This window comes from Huijunlia imazamoxiresistens, assembly GCF_037132455.1.
In the GTDB taxonomy this organism is placed as follows: Bacteria; Bacteroidota; Bacteroidia; order Chitinophagales; family Chitinophagaceae; genus Flavisolibacter; species Flavisolibacter imazamoxiresistens.
Genome location: NZ_JBBBEI010000004.1, coordinates 1 through 24449, shown reverse-complemented (window position 1 = coordinate 24449; position 24449 = coordinate 1). Strand labels below are relative to the sequence as shown.

Here is a 24449-nt window from a genome sequence, read left to right as displayed (position 1 = left end):
TCACGACGCTATTATCAATTCGATCTCGTGATCTTTAAATAATTGTTTGTGTTTTTCGGCTATGCCGGCATCGGTGACGATGTAATCGATCAGCGAAAGGGCGCCCAGGCTGGCGAACGCGCTTTTTTCGATCTTGGTGGAGTCGGCCACCAGGTAGCGGGTTTCCGCGGCGTCGATCATGGCCTTTTTCACCACCAGGTCCGAGATGCTCGGGTAGGTGAGGCCGGAGCGCAGCGAAATGCCTGCCGTTGCCAGAAAGAGCTTTTGCACGTTGATGCCTTTGAAAAAGTCGGCCGCTTTCTGCCCGGTCAGCGACAGGGTGGGCGGCTTGAACTCACCGCCGGTCATGATCACTTCGATGCCCGGCTCGGCGCCCAGCATCAGGGCAATATTGAGGGCATTGGTGATCACCGTCAGGTTTTTCATGCCTTTCAGCTGGCGGGCGATCTCCGTGGTGGTGGAGCCGCTGTCCAGGATGATGGTGTCGCCGCTTTCGATAAAGTCGAGGCATTTGCGGGCGATGGCTTCTTTTTTATCCATATGCTCCTGGTTGGCCAGGGAGATGGTACGCACCTGGTCTTCCACGTTTTTCAGAAAAGCGCCGCCGTGTTCGCGCAGCACCAGCCCTTCTTTTTCCAGGCGTTCGAGGTCCTGGCGGATCGTCACCTCCGTCACTTTGAACAGCTTGGCCAGGTTGATCACCTTGGCGGAGCCGTCTTCCTTTATCAGTTCCAGAATCTTTTCTCTGCGCTGGTTGGGCATCATATACAAGAATTTGCGTCAAAAAAACGCAATTTTTCCCAATAGCGTTTTTCCGTGCCAAACAAATTTAGCAAGAAAACGAAAACAAACAAAAATAAAAAGTTAGAAAACGAAAAAAGATACCCTGGCGTAAAACCTCTCCCCCGGTTTCGCGCCAGGCCTTTATCCATAAGGATTGCATAAAAAAAGCACGCAACATTTTCCGTTGCGTGCTTTTTGGGGAATAATTTCCTGCTAATAAAATGTATGGGAAGATGTTGGATTGCCCCCTACAATTTCCACCACTCCATATAAGGATAGTACTTGTCCAGCACCACCCGCTCGCCGATGAGGGGGGTGGTGATGGTGACGCCGGCGGCGCGGGCCGCCTCCACCACGCGGGTGATGGGCTCGTCCCAGGGGTGATCGGCCATGGCGAATTTCGCCCAGTGCACCGGCAGCACGCACTTGGCTTTCAGGTCCTTGCCCGCCTGCACCATCTCTTCGGGCAGCATGTGCACCGACGACCAGGCAGCATGGTACTGCCCGCATTCCAGCACGGCCAGGTCAAACGGCCCGAAGCTGTCGCCGATGATGCGGAAATGGGCGCCATAGCCCGAATCGCCGCCCAGGTAGAGCGAATAATTGTCCAACTTCAGCACAAAGGACGACCACAGCATGCCCGTGCGCTGGAAACCCGAGCCGGAAAAATGCTGCACCGGGGTGGCCGTCAGGCTGGCGCCGGGCAGGGGCTTGATGGTGCTCCAGCAGTCGAGCTCAGCCACCCGGTCGGGGTCCACGCCGCAGCTTTCGATGTATTTGCCCACGCCCAGGGGGGCGCAAAACTGTTTGGTCTTGTCTTTCAGGCGGCTGATGGCCTTTTTATCGAAATGGTCGTAATGGTTGTTGGTGACGATCAGCAGGTCGATTTCGGGCAGGTCGCCCACCCCGAAGGCATCCGAGCCCCGGAACGCCTTGACAGTGTAGGGAAACGGAAAGGAATGCCCGCTGAAGACCGGGTCCACCAGGATGTTGGCGCCCCGGTAATGTACCAGGTAGGAGGAGTGCCCGAACCAGACCACGAGGGGCTGCTCGGCCTGCAGGGCATGGAGATCGGTTTTGATAAAGGGGATCAGGTGCGGTGGCGTCAGGCTTTTGGGCTTGAGGGCCAGGTCTTTCAGTTGCTGGCCTATCGGCAGGCCGTTGGCCCCTTCAGGGTAAAGTTCGGTGGAGGGATCGTTGGAAGTATCCGGCAACGGCCGGAACTGTTCGAGTTGGTCAGAGGTTGGGTTGCTGTTCATGGCTTTGGTTTTTCTTTTCTGCCGGGGCCCGCCTGGCCTGTGGACCGGCCACACCGCTGACGCGGCCCCGTTTATTTCATAAAAAGATCATACCGCAGTGGTTGATGGGATCGTTGCGCCCAATCAAACCCTGCATCATTCTTGCTGCTGTAATGGGTTTCCGCGAACGAAAGGCCCCGCTGCAGCCGCCTCCACAGAAGGATTTGGGACAAAGTGACCGCCATCTTCCATTTTATCTTAACTTAAACCCCAATAGCCGGTACCGCCCCATCGGCCTGCCGCACAGCCCGTTAGCGGCAACAAAAGCCAAGGGTGCCCAACCGACCGCCCCGCCCCGGTTTCCGGCGGGAGGCGCCGGGCCGCCGGCTCCCGATTTTAACCGTTTCAATTGTGTGCTATGACAGGTTTCCATTTTACCCGCTTCGACCCCCGGGCCGAAGGCAAAACGAAATTCGACCAGCTGCTCGATCTGTTCCTGCAGCTGCTGACCTATACCAACGGCGATGTGGCGGAAGCCCTCCAATGGCTGAACCAGCTGGACCGTGAATACGAGCTGACCAACAGCGAGTACGGCATGGGCGACTTTATCGACGACCTGAAGGACAAGGGGTATATTACCGAAAACTCCGAAAGGGGCGAAATCCGCATTACCCCCAAAACCGAGCAGGGCATCCGCAAGCGCAGCCTCGAAGAGATCTTTGGCAAGCTCAAAAAAACAAGGCAGGGCAACCACGATACCTTTAAGCCCGGCCAGGGCGACGAGATCAGTCCCGACACCCGGCCCTTCCAGTTCGGCGACATGATCGAGCAGATCGATTTTACCGAATCCATCCGCAACGCCCAGATCAACCACGGCGTGGAAAGTTTTCGCATGTACGAGGACGACCTCCACATCCGGGAAACGGACTTCAAAACACAGACCTCCACGGTGCTGATGATCGACATCTCGCACTCGATGATCCTGTACGGCGAGGACCGCATCACCCCGGCCAAAAAGGTGGCCATGGCACTGAGCGAGCTCATCACCACCAAGTACCCCAAGGACACCCTCGACATCGTGGTCTTCGGCAACGACGCCTGGCCGGTGGAGATTAAGGACCTCCCCTACCTGCAGGTAGGCCCCTACCACACCAATACCGTGGCGGGCCTCGAGCTGGCCATGGACATCCTGCGGCGGCGGAAAAACCCCAACAAGCAGATCTTTACCATCACCGACGGCAAGCCCACCTGCCTGAAGATCGGGAAGCGGTATTACAAGAACAGCTTCGGCCTCGACCGCAAGATCACCAGCCGCTGCCTGAACCTGGCGGCCCAGTGCAAAAAGCTCAAAATACCGATCACCACCTTCATGATCGCCACCGACCCCTACCTCCAGCGCTTCGTGCAGGAGTTTACGGAAACCAACAGCGGCAAGGCCTTTTTCGCCTCCCTGGATCATTTAGGTGCTTTCATCTTCCGCGACTTCGAAAGCGGCAAACGAAAAACAGTATATTGAAAAAGGAACCGCCGACCGTCCCATTAACGTACCGAACAAACTAGAGCAATGGATATTAAACGCATCAACACCTTACGTGAACTGAAAGAAGCCGGCTACCGGCCGAAGAGCATAAAGGAAGAAATTCGCGAAAACCTGATCAAAAGGCTGCAGGCGAAGGAAGACACGTTTACCGGCATCCTGGGCTACGAGGAAACGGTGATCCCCGACGTGGAGCGTGCCCTGCTGAGCAAGCACAACATCCTGTTCCTCGGCCTGCGCGGCCAGGCCAAGACCCGCATGGCCCGCCAGATGACGCAGCTGCTGGACGAGTACGTGCCCATCGTGTCCGGCTCGGATATCAACGACGATCCCCTGGCCCCCATTTCGAAATATGCCCGCACCCTGCTGGCCGAAAAGGGCGAGGACACCCCCATTGAATGGCTGCACCGCAGCGAACGCTATGGCGAAAAGCTGGCCACCCCCGACGTGAGCGTGGCCGACCTGATCGGCGATATCGACCCCATCAAGGCGGCCAACCTGCGCCTGAGCTTTGCCGACGAGCAGGTGATCCACTACGGCATTATCCCGCGCTGCAACCGCAGCATCTTCGTCATCAACGAGCTGCCCGACCTGCAGGCCCGCATCCAGGTGGCCCTGTTCAATATCCTGGAAGAGGGCGACATCCAGATCCGCGGCTTCAAGCTGCGCCTGCCGCTGGATATCCTGTTCGTCTTTACCGCCAACCCCGAGGACTATACCAACCGGGGCTCGATTGTGACGCCGCTGAAGGACCGCATCCAGAGCCAGATCCTGACGCACTACCCCAAGAGCCTGGAGACCGCCCTGGCCATTACCGACCAGGAGGCCGAGGTGCTGGAAGAGCAACGGCAAAAGGTGGCCATCAGCGACCTGGTCAAACGCCTGATCGAGCAGGTGGCCTTCGAAGCCCGCAGCAGCGAGTTCGTGGACAAGAAAAGCGGCGTCAGCGCCCGCCTGACCATATCGGCCTTCGAGAACGCCGTAAGCGCCGCCGAGCGCCGCTCCATCATCAACCGCGAGCAGCAGACCCAGATCTGGATGTCCGACCTGATCGGCATCATCCCCTCCATCACCGGCAAGATCGAACTGGTGTACGAAGGCGAGCAGGAAGGGCCGTACCAGGTGGCCATGAACCTGCTGGACAAGGCCATCCGGTCGCAGTTCGTACAATATTTTCCCAACCCCGACTCGATGAAAAAGCGGCCCGCCGCGGCGCGCAAGGGCGAGGCGCAGGGGCAGCAGGCGGAGAACCCCTACCGCTCGGTGATCAACTGGTTCGACAAGGGCAACAACCTGAACCTGACCTTTGCGATGACCGACCGCGAAAAGATCAACCAGCTGTACCAGGTGGACGGCCTGCATGCGCTGGTAAAAAAGGCTTACAGCCATGCCAATGAAAAGGAAGCCGCCCTGCTGATGGAGTTCGTACTCCACGGCCTGGCCTCCTACTCCCTGATCAGCAAAAAAATCCTCGAAACCGCCGTCGAATTCAAGGACCTGATGGGCAGCATGCTGAATATGCAGTCTTCTTCGAGTTTTGATGAAGACGAGGACGAAGATGATTTCAAATAAGGCAGGCAACCGCTATAAAAAAAGCACCCGGCTCTTAGAGGAGCCGGGTGCTTTTTTTATGGATGCGCCTATGCCTCCACCCGTTCCACCTGGGGGTCGGGCTGTTCGCCGAGGAACTCCACCCATGCTTTGCGCATACAGGGGTAATGCTTGGCGGCTTCCACCAGGTTCATAAAGGATACCAGGTTCTGCTCGAAGCGCTTGCCCAGGGTCTCATCGGCTATGGTGCCTTCCGGCGTCAGGGACTTGTGCGCCATGGCCAGGGAGAACATGTCGGGGTAGACGCGGGCGCCCAGGTGCTCCAGCGGGATGCGCAGGGACCACAGGCCGCGGTTGCCGCCCACCATCGAAGGCGAAGCCGACAGCAGCAGGGCATGGCGTTCGTTGAAGGGCTGGGGACGGAACCTCGAGGTCCAGTCAATGATATTTTTCAGGTTACCGGGCAGGGAGGCGTTGTATTCCGGCGAAGCGATAATGAACGCATCGCTCTCCAGCAGGCGCCTGCGGAATTCTTCCGCACCCTCCGGGTGTTCGTTATTCACTTCCAGGTCCTGGTTGAAGGAGGGGCAGTCGAACGCGCTCATATCGGCCAGGTCCACGGTACCGCCGTTCTTTTCAATCAGTTGGGCGGCCAGCCGGATCAACTGGGTGTTGAGGGAATCTTTTCGCATGGAGGCGGAAAACAACAGGAAGCGCAGGGGCTCTCTTTGTCCGGTAGCTTGAGGCAGAGACATACGATACGTTGGTTTAAATGAATAGGTAAGTTATCCGCCCGAAAATAAACATTTGGCCCGAAGAAAAACGGTTATCCGTAGCCGTCATAGATGCAAAAATCACCCGGCCGCCAAACAGCCGGGTGATTTTCAGGAAAGTTTTCTTACTGCGGACGGCCTAGTTGCCGGTAAGCACCATCTTCCTGGAGGCCACCACTTTACCGTTGACCAGCAGGGAATAGAAATAGGTACCGGCGCTGAACGAACCGGCCGCCAGGTTGAGCACGCCATTACCCCGCTGGCCCAGGGCCACCGTCTTCAGGGCCACCCCCGAGGCATCGGTAATCACTATAGCCGCGGAAGTAACACCGGCCGGCAGGTAGTACCGGATCACCGTATTGCGGCCAAAGGGATTGGGAATATTTTGTTCCAATATAGGTGCATCACCGGAAAGTTCGATGCTGGTGCTGCTAACGCCGGAGGTCGGGCCGTTTTTGTTTTCCTTGTTATTTTCTTTTTCGCAACACGCTTCCTGCGCCGCCTGCAGGGCCGACAGCCGCTGCAACACCAGGCTTAACTGCGATTTCATCTCGTTGATGCTTTGCTGTTGCCGGGCATTTTCATTTTGCAGGGTCGCCACTACGCCCTTCAGCTCCGCATTTGCAGCCGCCAGGTCATCTACTTTCGCCTGTTGCGTGCCGGTGGCAACTGCCTGCTGCTGCTGCACCAAAGCGCTGCTGCCGCCCAGCACCGAAGGATCCACCCAGGTGGCATTGCCCTGGGCATCGCTTTGCAGCACATAACCGCTGACGGCGCCATTGGTGATCTGAAGGCTGGACGTTTTGGTAGCGCCATTCACTTCCAGGTTGCTTCCGGGCGCATCCGTTCCAATCCCCACCTTCCCCTGGATGATCACGCCATCGGCCGGAGAAACCTTCGTGCCCGAATAGGCGGAACCGATGGCCATGCCCCCTTCCACATCCAGCTTGTTGCGGGGTGTCAGGGTACCCAGGCCGATGCTGCCTTCCACGACCAGCCCGTCGGCAGGAGCGGCGGTAAAGCCGGCGGCAAAAGTAGAACCGATAGCAGCCCCGCCTTTTACATCCAGCAGGTTGGTGGGCGTGCTGGTGCCCACACCCAGCTTCCCTTCGATGACAGCGCCATTGGTGGGGGCAGAAACCACACCTGCATAATCGGAGCCAATGGCAATGCCGCCTTTCACGTCCAGCTTATTCACCGGTGCATCCGTGCCGACACCGATATTTCCTTCTACCAATATACCGTTTGCGGGAGCCACCTTAGTGCCGGAATAACTGGAACCAATAACCGCACCCCCTCCTATATCCAGCTTGTTCACCGGGGCCAGGGTACCCACACCGATCTTTCCTTCCACCACCAATCCATCTGCGGGAGCCGCAACGGCATTGGCGGAAAAAGTCGTTCCTACCGCCACGCTCCCACTGATATCCAGCTTGTTCGTAGGCACTGCGGTCCCAATACCCACCCTGCCTTCTACCACGACGCCATCCACCGGCGCCACCTTCGTACCCGAATAAGCCGAGCCGATAGCCATGCCGCCTTCCACATCCAGCTTGTTCAGAGGGGTGCTGGTGCCTACACCCACATTTCCTTCCACTACCAACCCGTCGGCAGGTGCTACCTGGGTACCCGAAAATGAGGAGCCGATGGCCACACCGCCTTCCACATCCAGCAGGTTGGTGGGCGTATTGGTGCCGATACCCACTTTTCCCTGTACCACCATACCGTCCGCAGGAGCCGTGGTCACACCGGCATAGTTGGAGCCAACGGCCAGGCCGCCCCCGACATCCAGCTTGTTCACCGGACGGAGGGTACCTACCCCGATGGAACCTTCCACCACTAGTCCGTTTGCAGGGGCTGCCGTCGCACTCCCGGCAAAGGACGTCCCGATGGCGACGCCCCCGCTTACATCCAGCTTGTTGGTGGGACTGCCGGTGCCGATGCCCACACCGCCGGGTACCGAGGCGTACAGGCCCGAACCGCTCACCGTCCAGCCACCTGTACCGCCGCTGCCGCTGCCGCCAAACACCGAAGGACTTACCCAGGAGGCATTCCCCTGGGCGTCGCTTTGCAGCACATAGCCTGTGGCGGCACCACCGGTAATCTGGAGGCCCGTGGTTTTGGTTACGCCATTTACTTCCAGCTGCTGCGCGGGATTTGCGGTGCCGATGCCCACCTTTCCCTGGATCAGGGCGCCGTCCGCGGGGGAGGCCAGGTTCCCGGCGTAATGGGTGCCAATAGCGATCCCGCCTTTCACATCCAGCTTGTTCAGGGGGCTGGCCGTGCCGATGCCCACCTGTCCTTCCACGATGGCCCCGGCGGCAGGGGCGGTGAAGTTGCCGCCGAAGTTATTGCCGATGGCCACGCCGCCTTTCACATCCAGCTTGTTTTGCGGGAAAGGCGTGCCCAGGCCCATATTGCCTTCCACGATGGCGCCGCTGGCAGGAGCGGTAAAATTGCCGCCGTAATTGCTGCCGATGGCCATACCGCCTTTAACGTCCAATTTGTTCTGGGGCGTGGCCGTGCCGATTCCTACCTGGCCGCTGTTGTAGGAAATGCTGTTCCCGGAAGTGGCCCATTGCGTGGCCGCCGTATTGGTGATGGTCGTTCCCGTTATGCTGATGCCGCTGCCCGCGGTATAGGTGGTCGGCGTCAGCGACGTCCACGAAGTGCCGTTAAATCCCTGGAAGTCGGTGCCGGTCCAGCGGATCATGCCCGCCTGGGCCGGGCCGGTATAGTTGCCCAGTTTGGCCGCCCCCAGGTAACCCACGCCCTCTACGAATAAATTGCGCCATGCCAGGTCGGCGCTGCCCAGGTCCCTGGCATTGGCAGCCGACGGCAGCAGGGAAGCGCTCACGGAGGTGGTCGCCGCCAGGTTCGACAGGGCCGTATTTGCCCCGGCCGGCGTAGTGACGGCCTTCCAGCCGCTTTCGCTGTAATAATAAAAGCCCGGCGTATTGTCGGTCTGGTAAATGAGCAACCCGATGGTTACCGGGCTGATGGCATTGCGTTGCGACTGGGTCATGCGGGGACAGAGAAATCCCTTCGACGTGCTCCGGATCTCCAGCAGGGAAGAGGATTCGGGGGCGCTGGTGCCGATGCCCACGGCCCCCGATTTGGGAAAAGTGTTCTGGGCGTTGACCGCCAGGCTGAAGACAACGGTCCCAAGCAGTGTAAAAATTGGCTTCATGTGCGATGTATTTGATGAGGGTAATTGATGACAGCTGTTCGTTACGGGAGACAAAAGAGCACCACCTCCGGGCGACCTGGTGGCCCCGGACCCGAAGAATGCATGCGATTTAAATTTTTGGAAAAATGCGGACAGAGGATTTTGAGCAGTCGCCGAACCAGCCGGCAGAGTTCCTCTAAAATACGCAAACTCTGTTTTTAAAAATCCGGGAGTAAGCACCCCTATCCAATACACCCTATCAAAACATACATAATTATACCTAATAAACTACCCCTGCTGCTTTTGCAAACGGGCCGTCGCCGCCACGTTCAGGAGGGTGATGAGGCCCAGGACGATCATCAGCGAAGTGGACCATGCCCAGCCGCCGGTATTGTAAAAATGGATGCCGCCGGAAGCGCCCAGGGCGCCACCGATAAAATAGCTGGTCATATAAACCGTGTTGATCCGGCTGTTCGCCCCGGGGTCGAGGCCGTAGATGACGGCGATGTTGGTGACCTGCGTGGCCTGTACGCCGATATCCAGCAGGATGACGGCGATCCAGATGGCGGCCAGGGTGCCGGGAAAGAGTTTCAGCAGCAGCACGCTCAAAAGGGTAAGGCCGGTGGAAAACAGCAGCGACCGCGATACCGATCCGCCGTCGGCCAGTTTTCCGAACAGGGGAGCCGCCAGGGCGCCGGCAGCCGCCAGCAAACCGAACAACCCGATGGTGGCAGCCGAATAATGGAAGGGTGCTTCGCCCAGGTAAAAGGTCAGGGTCACCCAGAAGGCGCTTAGGGTACCGAAGACCAGCATGCCGGTAAGGGCGGTCTGCCGCAGCAGGGGAAACCGCCCCAGTTGCGCCAGGGTGGACTGAAGCAGTCCCCGGTAAGTGCCGGTGAACCGCTGGGGCACGGAAGGAAAGCCGGCCTGCATCAGCACTGCCGTTCCCAGCACCATCAGGGCGGAGAAACCGTACACATACTGCCAGCCCAGCCAGCCGGAAACAAAGCCGCTGAATACCCGGGCCACCAGAATGCCCACCAGGATGCCGGTAAAGACCTGGCCGATGGTCTTGCCCCGGTTTTCGGTAACCAGGCTGGCGGCCATGGGCAGGATCACCTGGGCCACCACCGAAAAGACGCCAACCAGGAAGGAGGCCGCATACAGCAGGTAGAGGTGCGTGGAAAAGGCAAAGAGCAGGAGCGACAGCATCAAGCCTCCCTGCAGGTACAGCACCAGCTTTTTCCGGTCGATCATGTCGCCGGCAGGCGTCAGGAAGAACAGGCCGAAGCCGTAGCCGGCCTGGGACAGAACGGAGATGACGCCGGCCTTTTCCACCTCCAGGTGAAAGCTGTGGGCGATGGCATTGAGGATCGGCTGGCTGTAATAAACATTCGCCACGCTGATGCCGGCGGTGGCCGCCATAAGGAGTATTTGCTTTGTGGTCAGTGCTGCCATGAAGGTAATTTTTTCGTTTGTGTTTTGCTTGTAAAGACAACACAAAGATGGCAGCGGCAGGGCCCTTCTTCCAATGAACTGGTTTCAGAAAGGAGGGCGAACTGGTTGGGGCAAAAAAGTTGAACTGGTTCAACTTTTCCGCCCCGTGCGTTTGTTCCGGAGCTTGGACAGGTATTCGGTGGTCATGCCCAGGAAGGAGGCCAGGGCGTATTGGGGCACTTTAGCGGCTACGTGGGGGTATTGCTCCAAAAACTGGAGGTAGCGCTGTTCGGCGGTTTTGGTCAGGTTGGTGATCACGCGGCGGGCCATGTAGGCGGCGGTGCCTTCGGCCAGTATGCGGAAAAACGTTTCGAATTTGTGGTGGGCGGCCTTGAGCTGCTGTTCGCTCTCATGGTCGATCTGCAGCACGGTGCTGTCTTCCAGGGCCATCACGAACATGGTGGCAGGCTGCTGGAAGATATAGCTGTTGTAGTCGGTGATCCACCAGTCGTCCACGGCAAACTGGATGGTATGCTCCTCCCCTGCGTCGCCGATGACATATGCCCGGAAAGCGCCTTGTACGGTATAGAACCGGTGACGGGCCACGAAGCCGGGCTGGATGATAAACTGCCGTTTTTTTATTTTTGCCGGTTTGAAAAAGCTGCAAAACTCCGCCAGCTCCTCTTCGGTCAGGGATACCCGTCTGCCAATATGCTGTTGTAATTGTTCGTATGCCATCAGTGGGGAAAATTCGTTGGATTATGCTTCGAAAAGGATACGGCAGGCTTCCAGGAGCAGGGGGTGCCGGGCCAGCAGTTGTTCATCGGGTTCATCATCCGCCTGCTCCTGGATCCTGCCGTCAATGGTATCGTAATACGCCAGGGCAATTTCCTCAAACGACTCCCGGTCCTCCGGCTCCTCCACTTGCTGCAGCAGGGCTATTAGGGCGCAGCAGGCACTGAGGGCATAGTCAGCTCCGCCAAAATCCTCCGTATCGGGCGTCACTTCTTCGATGGCATCCGTATGCCGGCTGATCGCCTGCGGGTCCCGGCTGCCGGAAGCTACGAAACGGATAGCATCCAACAGCACATCGGGATTGCCCCAGCCCGAAGCATGGGCAAACGTCCTGTAATCCGGAAATAGACGGTTGCAGAGGTCCAGGCCCAGGGCCACCCGCTGTTCATAAGAAAGCTGCTTTGCCCGTTGGGACAACTTCTTTTTAAATGCAAGAAAATCCATGGTTTCTTCTGTTTCAGTGGCTCAGCGCATACACCGCTGCTGTTCGCTTTCCGTGATGGTTTTTTCCAGCCGCGATTGCCTGGTTTTTTCCTGTTTGGCGCTCATGATCCAATGCGTCATCACCTTTTTATACGAAGGCGGTTGTTGCTGGAAAAATTCCCAGGCTGCCTTATTTTTCCTGAATTGTTCTTCATACAAAATATCCAGCGCCACAGGCTCTTTCTCGTGCGAATAAACGGCGGACCGGCTTTCCTTCCGGTGACCGAATGCTTTCAGTCCTTCAGGAGTCATCCACCCGGCTTTTGTCAGTTCCTCCATTTTTTTGATGTTGACGGCACTCCAGATGCTGGTGGGCTTTCGCGGGGTAAAGCGAATGGAATAACGTTCTTCATCGATGGATTTGCGCACGCCATCGATCCAGCCAAAGCAAAGCGCCTGGTCCACGGCTTCCGGCCAGGTCAGGGAGGGCTTGCCGCTGCCCACTTTATAGAAGCCGACCAACAATTCCTTTTCGGTTTGGTGGTGCTGCTCCAGCCATTGCCTGAAGGCGGTTGGTGTGGCAAAAAAAGTTGCGGTAGGGTTCATTCTCCCGGTAAATATAGCAAAAGCCGCTGCTTCTCAGCTCATTGACGGGAACACCAGGGCTTCGTAAAGCAAAGCGCCCGCCCTCTGCGGCGGAGAGGCGGGCGCGTATGCAATAATTTCTTTTGACTGGGATTATCCCCCGGATTTACGCATCCGGGATATGGGGCTCGACCAGCTTCGCCAGCTTTTCCAGGGATTCCTGCCAGCCTAAATAACACATTTCCGCGGGGATAACGGCGGGAATGCCTTCCTGCACTATTTTCAGCTCCGTACCCACCGATACCGGCTGCAGCCAGACGGAGGTCGTCATTTCGCCGGGAAGGTTCGGATCGTCGAACTGGTCGGTGTATTTCAGGAAGGCGTTGGGGGTGACCTCGAGGTATTTGCCGCCGAAGGAGTGGCCGTTGCCGGTGGAAAAATTATGAAAGGACATTTTAAAGGTCCCGTCCACCTGCACGTTCAGTTCATGAACCGTGCACAGGAAGCCATAGGGAGGCAGCCAGAAAGAAAGGGCCTTCGCTTCGGTAAAGGCCCGGTACACCTTTTCCGGGGACGCTTTGAGCATTCTGTGTAAGGAAACGCTGTTTGCAGGCATAAAGTTCATGGAGCTGTTCCCTACTCGTCTGGCTTTTGGGGCTCCGCCCGTTTTTATAGTGGTCGCTGCTCCACTGGTTCGTGCCTGTGAACATCAGGCGCTCTTAGCCGGCATAAAACTTATTCGCCAGCCGTTGCGGTTCCGTTTTCATTCTACGGGTTAACGCCTCCATGATGTCCGCGGTTTCCTGCCGGCAGCCCTCGCTGGTCCAACCAAATAGGGGCGCCAGTATGCCCTTCAGCAGGTAGCTGCCGCTTTTACGGTCGCGCATCAGGTAGGCCAGGACGTAGTTGACCCAATTTTCCCGGTACCCTTCTCCCCAAAGCTTAATAAAATATTCCGCTTCCTCGTTCCGGTCGTTCCGGGCGGCCAGCAAGGCGCCGCAGGTGGTCGCGTGGAAGTAGGTATAATCGATGGCATTTTCGGTAGTCACATACTTTTTCAGGGCGGCTAACACAGCTTCCGTCTTTTCGGAGCCGTCATAACCGGCATTGACGGCTTTAAAAAACAGCTCGCCGCCGGAAAGTTCCGAAAAAGGTTTCGCCAGCACTTCCTGCCGGTAGGATTCCTCGCCGCAGGGATAAAAAATCCCCGACCAGTTGTCCGCCTCGATCTCCGCAATGCTTTTCAGGGGGAAAGGAACATGGGAAGGGTGCCGGCCGGAAAGTTCCCACAACACCTGGAAGCCTTCGTCGGCCAGCCGTAAGTGCCGGGAGTGCGGGAAACCGGACTTCCACAGCTGCTCCAGCAGGGAGTTGGCCTCCTGCAGAAAACCGGCCACCGCCCAATCGACGGCTTTATAATATATGGAAATGTAAACCTGTTCCAGGTCGCCCGATGCGATCTCCTGGAGCAGTCCTTTCGTACTTTGTTTTGCCATAATCAGAATCGTCATTAGAGCTGCCTGCAGATCCCTGGCTTTCCCCGGGAACATCCTGGTTCGTCCAGCCGGTCGCAGCAACGCTCCTATAAGCAAAAATAGCCATGCCTCATCATGAAAATACAAAAACATTCCATAAAGTTTTCCTGACCTCTCCTGGCCGGATGTGGAAAACATTCCGACGCCCATCCTGTAACTGTCGCTATTGCGTCTTATGGTTCATAAATAAGTGGCACCACACCCGGTTGAAACCTGTTTACCCGGATCCCGTTTCCCGGCACAATTGACCGCTCCCGATCAATCAGCTGTCCCCACCAGGGCTTTAAATGCCCGCAGGAAGCGGTCCAGGGATTCCGCAGTCGCGTGATCCTTCAACGCGCCTTCTTCGTTTATTTTCCCCTTTACGCCCTGTATCAGCAGGGTGGTTTCTTCGGTAAACCGGGCCATCACCGTCCGCATGATCAATTGCAGTTCCTCGTGTCCTTTCAGCCCGTTGGCCGAAGCCGTGATCAGGCCGGTGGGTTTGCCGCTGAACACGGTGGTGGCCACACACCACTCCATGGCGTTTTTCAGTCCGCTGGGCAGGCTGAACACATACTCGGGCGTACAAATGATCAGTCCGTCGGCCCCTTCAATCGCTTCCCGCAGGGCCACCACTTCCCCCGGCGGACGGTCGCCCGACGCATCCGGATCGAAATGGGGAAGGGATTTTAATCCCTTGTAAATGGTCAGGTTAAAGTCGTCGCGGGTCCGGGCCGCAATCAGCTCCAGCAGCCGCAGGTTAGCGGAATGCTCCGCCGCACTGCCCATGATGGCCAGTATATTTTTCCGGTGGCTCATTTGTCGGTGGTTATGGTTTACGTGTATGCCGCCGGGGCATTTCCTTCCCGGCCTTCCGGGACGGCTTTGCCCGGTCGTTGTAGTCGAGGCACAGGTTCACCCAGTATTCAAAGTCTTTCCGCGACGCAAAACCAGATGGGTGAACGTAGCAGTAGCCGCTTAGTTCTTTTCCCTTCATGACCATTGGCAGGTAGCCGTTCTGCTCCGCCACGGCTTCCTGCACTGCGGGGTCAAACCGGCACATCAGGTTGCTGCCGCTGACGCAGACGCACATTTTTCCGTTTACCATGAAGGTGATGCCGCGAAACATTTCCTTTTCGTCGATCTTCAGCCCGGAAAAGGCCGCCAGGTATTCCCTGATCCTGTCCGCAAGTTGGGTATCGTAAGCCATATAAAAAATCAAAGCCTGTAAACGTTCCGAAATTATTTGTTCTCCCCGTTGAAAAGCCTCCAGCTCCTTACTACTTCCTAAAAATCTTTTCCATTGTCTTACCCTTTGCCAATTCATCCACCAGCTTATCCAAATAACGGATCTTTTGCATGAGCGCATCTTCGATTTCTTCCACACGATAGCCGCAAATGACACCCGTAATTTTTGAAACATTCGGGTGGATCCGGGGCGCCTGGGCGAAAAAGGTTTCAAAATCAACTTTCCGGTCGATTTGCTGCTGCAAGGCTTCCGGGTCATACCCGGTCAGCCAGCAAATGACGGCATCTACTTCTTCCTTGGTGCGTCCCTTTCGCTCCGCCTTTTGAATATAATGCGGATAGACGCCGGCAAAGGACATTTTAAATACGCGTATAGGATCCATATAAGTGGTTATTATGTGGCAGCGTTCACTTCCCGCAGAGCCCCGGGGGTTCCGGGCGGAAAGCCCGGATGCACCACCCGGGAACGCCATTCGATCTTAAACTGAAGATAAGAAGTAAAGCCCTGGTTTGGTCCTTTATGCCTGCGCCCGGCTGCACAGCGGGAAAGGGCGAAGTTCCTTACATCGTCCCGCCATAATGCAAAGCTGCAGGTGGTGCGGGTCCGTTCGTATTTTCAGTCTCCATGCAGTTTAAAGCTGACATTCTTCCGGACAAAGTATTCCAAAAGTCCCCTAAAACCTAAAATTGCCCTAGTCTTTCTCTTATCCTTATTGAGGTCTGCCTGTTGAACCTGGTTGTCAATGATTTGAAGTAAAACTTTGCAATTTTCCGTAGTTAGCTGCATGCTTTTGTACGGATCGATCCGTAGTCCTGTCCATTGATAAAACATGTCAAAAACGTGCGCCAGGCAGCTGAATGTATATTCATCCAGCCCAAATAAATACGCGCCGGTTTCCAGCTCGTGAAAATCTATAGCCATTGTATAAAGATGCTGCTTTGCAGCGGTAAAAGCAGGGGCTACTTCCGTCGCCGCAACCTGAGGCAAAGCCGCGGCTGGGTGCAAATAGCCGAAGCCTCAACTGCCGCTCTGCCATAGGAGCAAGGCCCCTGAGGTGGGCCGTCCCTGTATTTGTCCCTACCTGGTCAAACGAATGAGGCTGTCAAGCGTATACTCAAAATTCGGCCTTGCACCGGAAGGGTAACTTGCTCTTTCATCTACAAAATCACTGAAGTTAATTTTCCCGGTGAATTCATTTGAATAATAAAACTTATACTTACCTAATAGCTTGAATCGTAATTTAGTTTCATAGTCTCCACTGTTGGGTATTGTCGTTACAAAAGAATTTGCTGTCCCGGATTCGAAAGTCTTGTCGTAATAACTGTTCCCGCATTTACTAAAGCTCCAGGTCTGTATGGGATGCCATTGTCCACTGCCTGCAAGCGCCTGTAAAATGCAGATATAGCTTGCATCTTGCATTTGTACAGAAACCTTGCCCGGGCTGTTGTTGATAATCCAAACCTGGCAATGACCGAGGTTGTTTTTACTATGCAGCGAGTCTGCTTGTTGCCGGTACGAAACCATTTTATTTGAAATTTTTACGGCTTTCTCATCAACAGACAAATGATTCCAACCTTCTACATTAAGAAGACGAAACAAAGAAGTGTCCAGGTTATTTGATTGATCTCGAAAATAGTTTTCAGTAAATGAGACGAAATCGGTCGCTTTAAGATCAGGGTCCACGACGATAACAAACTCGCTGTTAAGGGTTTTCATTGGCGAAATGGTATCCCTAAAGCTTTTTTCGTACCATGCCCTGTGCACAACCCCTTTCGTGCTGTCAAAACTCAACTTAAATAGCAATTTTCCTTTCGGCGTTATTACCGGACAGCTACCAACCCTATAAATTAAGAAAAAAGCAAATAAAAACAATGAATACCGCATGTTTCGTTTTAGGGTAAGATGCTTTCTTTTGAGATTTTACACAATGAACCAGGCTACTTCATGTTACTGGCGTCCCATTGCTTTCCTGCTGCTCCATAAGGACATTGTGTTTCGCCAACATTGGGCCGGCCCTGCTCCTAAACCGTTAAGACGTTTGCGATATTTCTGGCTTTGCTGGCAGGTAACGTTGAAGCATTACCGAAGGCATGGCAAGCGTTAACTGCCAGCTGGAACAAAAGCGGACTGGAAATTTGCAGCCGAGGTTTAGTCCATCCGCTATGCTATTGCAAATTGTCCTGTCAGCAGCTGTAATTAAATCAATTCAAAGTACTCCAGGAATATGATTGCCATGTTGGCTTCTTGTCATTAAAATTTTTGTAAACCTGAATTTTAAAGCAAACAGACTCGTCATCTTCTCCTTTTGGAATAATCCATTGATAATTGTGACTATAAGAAGACCCAGGCGAATAATGTTGCACAAATGGATACAGTATATCAACATTTTTCCTGCTATCCTTATTTGGATACTCTTTTTCGAAAATAGAAGTGCCGCTTTTTTCGATTTCTTCAATGTTGATATAAGTAGGCTTAGAAACATTTTTAAGGTCCAATTTAAATTTCCAAACCGCAATTTTCACTTTACTGATGTCTACGGCTGAAATCCCGTTGTTCTTAAACTCGACATAGAAAGTGAAGTTATTGGCATCTTTATTTATTGTTGGATATTTATTTAGTACTGTGTTTAAATTAACAACCGACTCCAGGCCTGGAGCTTCTTTTTTCAAAAATAAATTGTATGCCCAAACTCCTGCAATGATAACAGCAAGAACTTGCACATAATTCTTTACAATTTCTGACCATTCTTTGGATTTATCCAGATTTAAAGCCATCGCTTTCAATTTTAGATAACTTACAGTTGCATATCTGATAATTGCATCCAGGGCGGCGACCTATGCCCCATCACCCTGAAGCCACAGGCCAAAATTTGCTTATTAGCTAAAGATTAGAGCCGTATGTTAACCTTCGCTAATCCGCAGCAACGATTCATCAAACCAAACATCCTCATAGCCTTGATCATCAATTAAAAATCCATATCCAGGTGTCCGTCCAAGATATTTTAAAACCTCAGGCTTGAAATACATTAAGCGCCCGATGTGATGCAGCTTAAAAAAAGTGTCACTATTATTATACTCACCACTCCATATATACCATCCAGACGAATTATCTGTAGGATGTCTCAATCCATGAAAAGGAACTTGAGACAGGTCGTCTGCTAGTCCAATAATCTGAAAGGGGTCAACAGGTGAATATTTCGCTCCATGGGTCGGGCATATACTTATTTACTCACAAACGAGTTTATCCCAGAGACTTTGATCAAAAGTTGTAGAGTTAATTTCTTTCACTGCAGGAAATGTCCATACGATGGCTGCTAAGGTTCAGGAGCTTTGGGTCCTTGGCAATATTCGGTGATGCATCCCCTTGTAACGGCAGCTCTAATTTAATGAATAGCTGGGTATAAAAACCAAACGCCGGGCTTTATCCTCCCTATTGAAACCCCAGCCGAACAGGGGGAAAAGCCGAAGTTGCTTCTGTTGTCCACCAAGGCGAAAAGCCGCATGTTGTGTGCTTGTGAATTTAATTTCTCCTTCGTCCTTTTCGTTTTATCTGTCCACCAAACCAAATACCAACCAATAAAGCTGGAACAATACCAAATGTTGTCACCCAAAAAAACGGTTTATAAATATAATCCTCAAAAGGGTTGTCATTGGTTCCTGTGTTATCAAGTCCTTCCTGGAAAAAGCCTGTCCAACCGCATAAAAAGGCAGTTGTCAGCAATACTGCCATACCGCATAAAATGCCTACAACAATAAAATTCCTATTTTTTACGATGATTTGTGTTCCTGCAATTTGTCCGTAAAAGTGTCCGCATAAAAGCATGATAATTGCTCCAATAAGAATATTGAGTTTATACTCAACGTTCGCAAACCAAAAGAACGCTTTAATGAACCCTTTGTCCAATGAAATGAATAAGGTCATTATAAGCTGTGCTATTATAAGTCCCCATCCAATAGAAATTAATCCTTGTCTGCTTCCAATCTTTTTTGCTTCTTCCGCTGTCATTAGTCTAAGTGTTGGTAGTTGACAGATGTTTAAACTTAGGGGCAGTCGTTGCATAGCACACAACGCTCAGGAGCTTTGCGTTTCTGGCAGCGTTCCGTGATCGGTCGCGCCGGAACTGTGGCCCAAAGTTGTTTTAATGATAAAAATAAGAGTTAAAAGGTCGGCATTATTCGTGCAGTCGGAACCGCAGCTGAACAGCGAGTAAAAGCCGAATTTATTTGCGTCGACCCGCCATGACGCAAAGGCGCTTGTTATACGTCCCTATTTTGACAGCCTCTGCAATTTGTCAATAGCAATTTTATACTTCTTTAAATAAGATCCCGGAAGCAAATCTTTGTCTGTACGGTCTATACACTTTATGAAAGTTAAATAATCTTTTTGTTTCCAAGCCTTGTCTGCATCTTGAACATTCTGCAGTTGAAATATTTTTCTTGTAAATTCTCCAGATTGGCGCGTTGAAAATTCATTCAGCTCTTTGAATATTTTTGGATCACCAAACAAAACAGACCTTCCAGCAGTTTTCAAAAAGCAAATCAAATTATCAATTGAAAGTGTTGACTGAAACTGAAAGCTATCATCTTCAAAAACTTCTTTTACTACAATTGGTGTCAATTCAATTAAGGATGTTGAACTTTGTCCAATATGCACATAAAATACGCATTCAAGGCTGGCATATGCCACTGTAACATTTGCAGAATCGGAAGAGTATTCAATAAAATGCAATACCTCTCTGGTCACCGAAAAGTTATGGTCGACTAAAAATAGAGTAAGCGGATATATTAAATCTTCAAAATGCATACAGGTCAGTTTAGAGGGCATACAACGTATAGGGCTTTCTGCCGGGGTGGTCGCCGTTGAATGTTTTACCACGGGCCGCTGCTCAATAAAGGTCGGCCGTATAGTGTTTATCACTATTGTTCGTCAGAACTTTGCCTGCTGGAACTGCTGCTGATTAGTGACCAGCCGTTGATGCCGTGTATCGTCGTCCCGTCATAGCTGCCAACCGCCTGTTAGGCGACTTTAGTCTTTAATATTAGCTTTTAATAATTTTCTAAAGTCATTTAGCTCCTCAGGGTTTGCAAACATTCTCTTTTGAATAATATGGAAGTCATTATTTCCGACATACAATAAAAAGAATGCCTTCGTCTCCTTGAACTCAGTAATGTCACGCCAAGGCTTTGAAAACTCAGTTCGTTCACCCAGCCTTTCAACACCCCAGTGGGTAAAGTCGTATGATACACCCTCAAAAAGATAAGGCTTGCTCTTATAAATGTAAAGGCAAATAAAAAAAGCGAATGCTGTTACTGCTATTAATAAAATTATAATCGGCGCAAAACTGCTAATAATCGTAACAAGGTCAATCCCGTTTGAAGCACTGGCAAAACCCAGGAATACACTTAGCAGGGCCAGTCCGGTTAAAAATAAGAAGAATCTTTTTAACAGTCTTCCTGAGAAATAATAGTACAATGTCGAACTGGCAAATTCCCTAAAAGTTAAGTCTTGCCGAATAATAAATGAATTTCGCATAAGGAAGTTTAGTTTCGCCTAACGGTCAACGGCTTTGTGCATTAGCGTCGATAGCGTACTGTCAGCCGAAAATATTAGTAAAGTAAAATATTTATTCTATGGCTTGGATTAAGAACTTCAAGCCGGTGTTGCACAAAACCGATGTTAGCCAAAATCAGTTTTTAAACCTTGTGTATTTCGTCATTCCAAACTCAGGGTCACTCAGAATAAGAGTGTCACCTGCAAACTTTGCAGTTCCTTGAAAGCTCATATCAGGATAAAATATGGTCAAAGAATCACCCTTCATAGTATAGGGGAAAGATGTCATTTCGTCCAAGTAGAAAATGGAGTCTTTGCCAACGTTGAAGGTGGCATTTTCGGTGCTTCCATCAGTCCAAGCTCCCAAAAGCAGGGCCTTATCAGTTGACCTGACGGGATTGTCCCTGTCAACGTCTACTCGTAGTGACGTAGGTTCAATTGCTGATGGACTATCAGCAGAACCTTTCGTGTTGGACACAGAGGAACTACAGGCACTACATACAAATATAAAAGCTATCAAAATTCTCATCATAAGGTTTGGTCTCAGATTTCGGCCAACGTAGAAGGTATTTCTGCAGTAGCGGAAGTCCGTGTTCCGTCAGCTTAAATTTCTTGATAAAGTTCAATATTGTTCAATTGTTGAGCATTTATTCTTCAGCCGCTATGGCAGAAATACCATGTCACCTGCAGTCTTTTATATTTCGAACCTCACATCACTCACTTTTTCTGCCTATTTCTATAATCGATTAGTTACTTCCTTATTATACATTGTTTTGTATCATAATTAAACCAACCCGGATAACCTGAATACTCATTCCCTCAAACGAAGAATCACAGGTCGATCGACCTGTGATCTTCAATAATTTCAATCTTATGCAAGACTTTGTCCTATCATTAGGTGGGTGCTTAGTACAACCCTGTTCCAAAGATTGATGGTAATAACGGCCGTTATAATATCTGCAATTTGAGTTTCGCTGAAAAATTGCAAGGCGTTTGTGTACGTGTCGTCTGATAATCCACTTTGATGGATTAAAGTTATCTCTTCCGTTATAGCCAACACTACTTTTTCTTCTTCGGTAAAAATACCTTCGGCTTCTCTCCAGGCACTCAACAAAAAAATACGCTGGGCCGTTTCACCATTTTTAATTGCGTCTTGCGTATGAATGTTGATACAATAGGCACACCCGTTGATTTGTGAAGCACGGATTTTAATAAGTTCCTTGGTTGTTTTGGATATAGAACACTGTGAAAGGTAAGTTTCTAAACCAATCATTGCTTTTAGCGCATTGGGAGCTGCTGCTTTAATGTTGAATCGTTTTTGCATTGCCTGATTCTTTTAAATTGTTCAATGCAAAGCTGGCAAATGAGAAAACGAAAAATCTTAAACTGGTTTAAGAAATACGCTTCTTACGGATTTCGCTTAAATATTCTGGTGTGAATCCCAAATAGGAAGCTAGTAAGTACTGAGGAATACGTTGTGCAAATTCGGGATACCTTTCAATCGATTGATAATAGAACTCTTCTTTGGAAAGGGAGTAAAGATATTTAATACGCATTTGGGCTGCGGCGTAAGCCCGCTGGTAAACAAAACGGAAATAGCGTTCCATTACCGGCAATGCTTTTACTAGTTTTTCCTGATTGTCTTGTGTGATACAAAGTATCTTAGATTTTTCTACCGCTTGGATATAAAATTCTGAAGGAATTTTGCGTTCGTAAGCAAGGTTGTCGGTCATCCACCAGGTTTCTATGGCAAATTCGGTGGTTTGTTCAATGCCTTTTTCGTTGATGTAAAACTTTCGTAGCAAGCCGCTCAATACAAAATAATGGTGTCTGCAAATTTGTCCTTCCTCTAGTAAGTTTTCTTTTTTAGCTACATTTTTGATGGCAAAGAATTTTTGAATTTCATCAAATTCATCGTTAGAAACTTCTGCGAATTTGTCTATATGTTTTTTAAAAGTATCCAAGATTCGGGCTTTAGGAGTGCTGGTTGTAAGATTTCAGGTAACGTCCAACAGCTTGGCGAAGGCAGAGAATTTAATAATCTGCCGTTTCATTTACTTGCTGTTGTCCAACAAAGATAAAAAGTTGATTTTTCTTCCTCAGCCCTGCTTTTGCCAAGCTGCTGTTTTAGGTATGGCTTTCATATCTTACTTCGTGTAGCCCATTTTTATTAGCCCTGCTCTCACGTCCTTTGCCGTCTTATATTTTGCTTTTTCAGTTTTACCATCCCTCCACCCGCATTCACATCCAAAGAACTTCTCACTTACCTGTTTTAAATATTTAAACTTTCCGTTGGTGTAGTCATAGATTAATGTGTCATAAAAAGCACCGTAATAGTCGTAATGTCGTTGCTCATATTTACAAAGCACCATTAACTCTTTGTTCTTGTCATTGTCAGCATTTGCAAAAAAACAGAAAGAATTTCTGGGTCACCACCATTATTTGGTATTGTATCTATCAACTTTCTATCATAGTTATTGTCACCCGTTGGTACAAATAAATAACCAAGGATAATATCATACTCGCTGTGGTCAACATACGTATCCATTTGCCGGGCTTCATATATGGTCTTTTTGTAAAAAGCTAAGATAACCTTTTTGGTCGTGTCCAATAAAGCTGTCTCAAAAACTGTATGCGCTAATTCTGTAGAGTCTGGCTTTGAACGATTGGCAAACATTTCACCAGTTTCGCCATCTTGTCGCTTTAGCGTCTGTCCAAAAGCGGTACTAGAAGCAATAATTGTCACAATGAAAATTAGAGTATGTCTCATAAGCTTGCCTACAACGTACGTTCAGGGGCTTTGCGGCCGTGGCGGCATTCTGCGATTCGTCACCCCGGGACAGTAGCCCAATTTTGTTCTATTGCTGAAGATAAGAATTTAATGCATGGCTTTATTCGTCGTGCCGGAACCGCGGCCGCACAATGGGCAAATGCTCAAGTTACTACTGCCACCCGCCATGACGAAAAGCCGCATGTTATGCGGTTTTGCTGCTATAGGCGGGGACCGCATTAATCACCTCTGCCTTACTCTGACTTACTTCCTCAAGGTCAAAGTCGTCCTGGAGCCCCAGCCAGAACTTAGCTGAATTTCCAAAATATTTACTTAACCTTAATGCCGTATCTGCGGTAATCTGAGGTGTGTTGATTTTTCCGGACAGTAAAGTTGCTTAGTTTTTGTAAAAATAATAGTTGTTTTCAAAGACCATCGGACATTCATAGCTGAGGGCCGAATGCCTCCTTTTTGTGTTATAATACATCTCGACGTATTCAAAGATTTCCGTTTGAGCGTCCTCCCTGTTTTGAAAAGCCCCATCCTGGAGAAGTTCCGCCTTGAAGCGATTGAAGTGCGACTCCATAAAGGCATTGTCATAAGGATTGTCGGCCCGGCTCATGCTCTGGATCATGCCATGGTCCCGGAGTAGTTTGCGGAACGCCTTGCCGGCATACTGCCCGCCTCTGTCCGAGTGGATGATCAGACCTTTGGGTATAGTTCTGCTGCCCAATGCTCTTTTCATAGCCTTGATAATCAATCCCTCCTGCATGTGGCTCTCCAGTGCCCAGCCCACAATGCGCCGGGAATAAAGGTCCATCCAAACCGCCAGGTACATAAACCCGCCGCTGGCCATGGGAATATAGGTGATGTCGCCCACCCATACCTCATTAGGCTTTATAGGCAAAGGCCTGTTCTCCAGCAGAAAAGGGCTGATGGCATAGCTGTGGCGGCTATCAGTGGTTTTGGGAACGAAGCTGCGGGGCTGAATGGCCTTCAAAGCGTGCTTTTTCAATACCTTCCGCACTTTGAAGTCGCCGGCATGAATGCCCCTGGCTTTCAGTTCTGCTCT

At 51.3% G+C, this 24449-nt stretch carries 28 protein-coding genes; 2 read left to right on the top strand and 26 right to left on the bottom strand.

All coding sequences use genetic code 11. The features are described from left to right. Both V9K67_RS05970 and V9K67_RS05965 read right to left on the bottom strand, forming a co-directional pair. On the bottom strand, positions 1-765 hold the full coding sequence (locus V9K67_RS05970) for a DeoR/GlpR family DNA-binding transcription regulator (RefSeq protein WP_336720779.1): 765 nt from the start codon (positions 763-765) through the stop codon (positions 1-3). A gap of 266 nt (positions 766-1031) precedes the next feature. Continuing rightward, positions 1032-2042 (bottom strand): MBL fold metallo-hydrolase, encoded by a 1011-nt coding sequence (locus V9K67_RS05965; RefSeq protein ID WP_336720778.1) that lies wholly within the window; start codon positions 2040-2042, stop codon positions 1032-1034. 397 nt (positions 2043-2439) lie between these two features. Between V9K67_RS05965 and V9K67_RS05960 the strand changes: the two genes are divergently transcribed. After that, a complete protein-coding gene (locus V9K67_RS05960) occupies positions 2440-3537 on the top strand; it encodes a vWA domain-containing protein (protein WP_336720776.1) in 1098 nt (365 codons plus the stop codon). 48 nt (positions 3538-3585) lie between these two features. Continuing rightward, on the top strand, positions 3586-5130 hold the full coding sequence (locus V9K67_RS05955; protein WP_336720774.1) for a magnesium chelatase: 1545 nt from the start codon (positions 3586-3588) through the stop codon (positions 5128-5130). Positions 5131-5198: 68 nt separating this feature from the next. Here the strand turns inward: V9K67_RS05955 and V9K67_RS05950 are convergent, their stop codons facing one another. The 24 genes from V9K67_RS05950 to V9K67_RS05845 form a co-directional block, all read right to left on the bottom strand. Further along, a complete protein-coding gene (locus tag V9K67_RS05950) occupies positions 5199-5864 on the bottom strand; it encodes an NADPH-dependent FMN reductase (protein ID WP_336720773.1) in 666 nt (221 codons plus the stop codon). A 157-nt stretch (positions 5865-6021) separates the two neighbouring features. Then, entirely contained in the window at positions 6022-9072 is a 3051-nt protein-coding gene (locus V9K67_RS05945; protein WP_336720770.1) for a beta strand repeat-containing protein, read from the bottom strand. A 267-nt stretch (positions 9073-9339) separates the two neighbouring features. Beyond that, positions 9340-10509 carry an MFS transporter gene (locus tag V9K67_RS05940; RefSeq protein ID WP_336720769.1) on the bottom strand — a complete coding sequence of 390 codons (1170 nt, stop codon included), beginning with the start codon at positions 10507-10509 and terminating at the stop codon, positions 9340-9342. A gap of 129 nt (positions 10510-10638) precedes the next feature. Then, positions 10639-11226 (bottom strand): Crp/Fnr family transcriptional regulator, encoded by a 588-nt coding sequence (locus V9K67_RS05935; protein ID WP_336720768.1) that lies wholly within the window; start codon positions 11224-11226, stop codon positions 10639-10641. 21 nt (positions 11227-11247) lie between these two features. After that, positions 11248-11727 (bottom strand): DUF416 family protein, encoded by a 480-nt coding sequence (locus tag V9K67_RS05930; RefSeq protein ID WP_336720767.1) that lies wholly within the window; start codon positions 11725-11727, stop codon positions 11248-11250. 21 nt (positions 11728-11748) lie between these two features. Then, positions 11749-12312 (bottom strand): YdeI/OmpD-associated family protein, encoded by a 564-nt coding sequence (locus V9K67_RS05925; protein WP_336720765.1) that lies wholly within the window; start codon positions 12310-12312, stop codon positions 11749-11751. A gap of 145 nt (positions 12313-12457) precedes the next feature. Further along, positions 12458-12877 carry an SRPBCC family protein gene (locus V9K67_RS05920; protein WP_336720764.1) on the bottom strand — a complete coding sequence of 140 codons (420 nt, stop codon included), beginning with the start codon at positions 12875-12877 and terminating at the stop codon, positions 12458-12460. 133 nt (positions 12878-13010) lie between these two features. Beyond that, on the bottom strand, positions 13011-13787 hold the full coding sequence (locus V9K67_RS05915) for a hypothetical protein (protein WP_336720762.1): 777 nt from the start codon (positions 13785-13787) through the stop codon (positions 13011-13013). Between the two features lie 297 nt (positions 13788-14084). After that, entirely contained in the window at positions 14085-14627 is a 543-nt protein-coding gene (locus tag V9K67_RS05910; protein WP_336720761.1) for an NADPH-dependent FMN reductase, read from the bottom strand. Between the two features lie 10 nt (positions 14628-14637). Next, complete coding sequence (locus V9K67_RS05905; RefSeq protein ID WP_336720760.1) at positions 14638-15018, bottom strand: TfoX/Sxy family protein; 381 nt, start codon at positions 15016-15018, stop codon at positions 14638-14640. Between the two features lie 70 nt (positions 15019-15088). After that, entirely contained in the window at positions 15089-15439 is a 351-nt protein-coding gene (locus V9K67_RS05900; protein WP_336720759.1) for a DUF2200 domain-containing protein, read from the bottom strand. 233 nt (positions 15440-15672) lie between these two features. Next, entirely contained in the window at positions 15673-16044 is a 372-nt protein-coding gene (locus V9K67_RS05895) for a hypothetical protein (RefSeq protein ID WP_336720758.1), read from the bottom strand. 90 nt (positions 16045-16134) lie between these two features. Beyond that, positions 16135-16941: a hypothetical protein gene (locus V9K67_RS05890; protein ID WP_336720756.1), complete on the bottom strand. Its 807-nt coding sequence runs from the start codon at positions 16939-16941 to the stop codon at positions 16135-16137. A gap of 317 nt (positions 16942-17258) precedes the next feature. Beyond that, positions 17259-17831, bottom strand: coding sequence for a hypothetical protein (locus V9K67_RS05885; RefSeq protein ID WP_336720754.1), 573 nt, complete (start codon positions 17829-17831; stop codon positions 17259-17261). A 126-nt stretch (positions 17832-17957) separates the two neighbouring features. Continuing rightward, positions 17958-18275 (bottom strand): immunity protein Imm33 domain-containing protein, encoded by a 318-nt coding sequence (locus tag V9K67_RS27240; protein ID WP_432205899.1) that lies wholly within the window; start codon positions 18273-18275, stop codon positions 17958-17960. A gap of 301 nt (positions 18276-18576) precedes the next feature. Then, on the bottom strand, positions 18577-19062 hold the full coding sequence (locus tag V9K67_RS05880) for a hypothetical protein (protein ID WP_336720753.1): 486 nt from the start codon (positions 19060-19062) through the stop codon (positions 18577-18579). A gap of 261 nt (positions 19063-19323) precedes the next feature. Beyond that, a complete protein-coding gene (locus V9K67_RS05875; RefSeq protein ID WP_336720750.1) occupies positions 19324-19860 on the bottom strand; it encodes a hypothetical protein in 537 nt (178 codons plus the stop codon). A 222-nt stretch (positions 19861-20082) separates the two neighbouring features. Continuing rightward, on the bottom strand, positions 20083-20589 hold the full coding sequence (locus V9K67_RS05870) for a YcxB family protein (protein ID WP_336720749.1): 507 nt from the start codon (positions 20587-20589) through the stop codon (positions 20083-20085). 154 nt (positions 20590-20743) lie between these two features. After that, positions 20744-21139, bottom strand: coding sequence for a hypothetical protein (locus V9K67_RS05865; RefSeq protein ID WP_336720747.1), 396 nt, complete (start codon positions 21137-21139; stop codon positions 20744-20746). Between the two features lie 339 nt (positions 21140-21478). After that, positions 21479-21931 (bottom strand): carboxymuconolactone decarboxylase family protein, encoded by a 453-nt coding sequence (locus tag V9K67_RS05860; RefSeq protein WP_336720746.1) that lies wholly within the window; start codon positions 21929-21931, stop codon positions 21479-21481. Positions 21932-21998: 67 nt separating this feature from the next. Then, the gene (locus tag V9K67_RS05855; protein ID WP_336720744.1) at positions 21999-22571 is read right to left on the bottom strand and encodes a Crp/Fnr family transcriptional regulator; all 573 of its coding nucleotides are present in this window, start codon (positions 22569-22571) and stop codon (positions 21999-22001) included. A gap of 407 nt (positions 22572-22978) precedes the next feature. Continuing rightward, positions 22979-23353 carry a hypothetical protein gene (locus tag V9K67_RS05850; protein WP_336720742.1) on the bottom strand — a complete coding sequence of 125 codons (375 nt, stop codon included), beginning with the start codon at positions 23351-23353 and terminating at the stop codon, positions 22979-22981. A gap of 229 nt (positions 23354-23582) precedes the next feature. Then, positions 23583-23738, bottom strand: coding sequence for a helix-turn-helix transcriptional regulator (locus V9K67_RS27145; protein WP_414696763.1), 156 nt, complete (start codon positions 23736-23738; stop codon positions 23583-23585). A gap of 36 nt (positions 23739-23774) precedes the next feature. Then, positions 23775-24449, bottom strand: a 675-nt coding sequence (locus tag V9K67_RS05845; protein ID WP_336720740.1) for an IS3 family transposase, incomplete at its 5' end; no start/stop codon positions are given.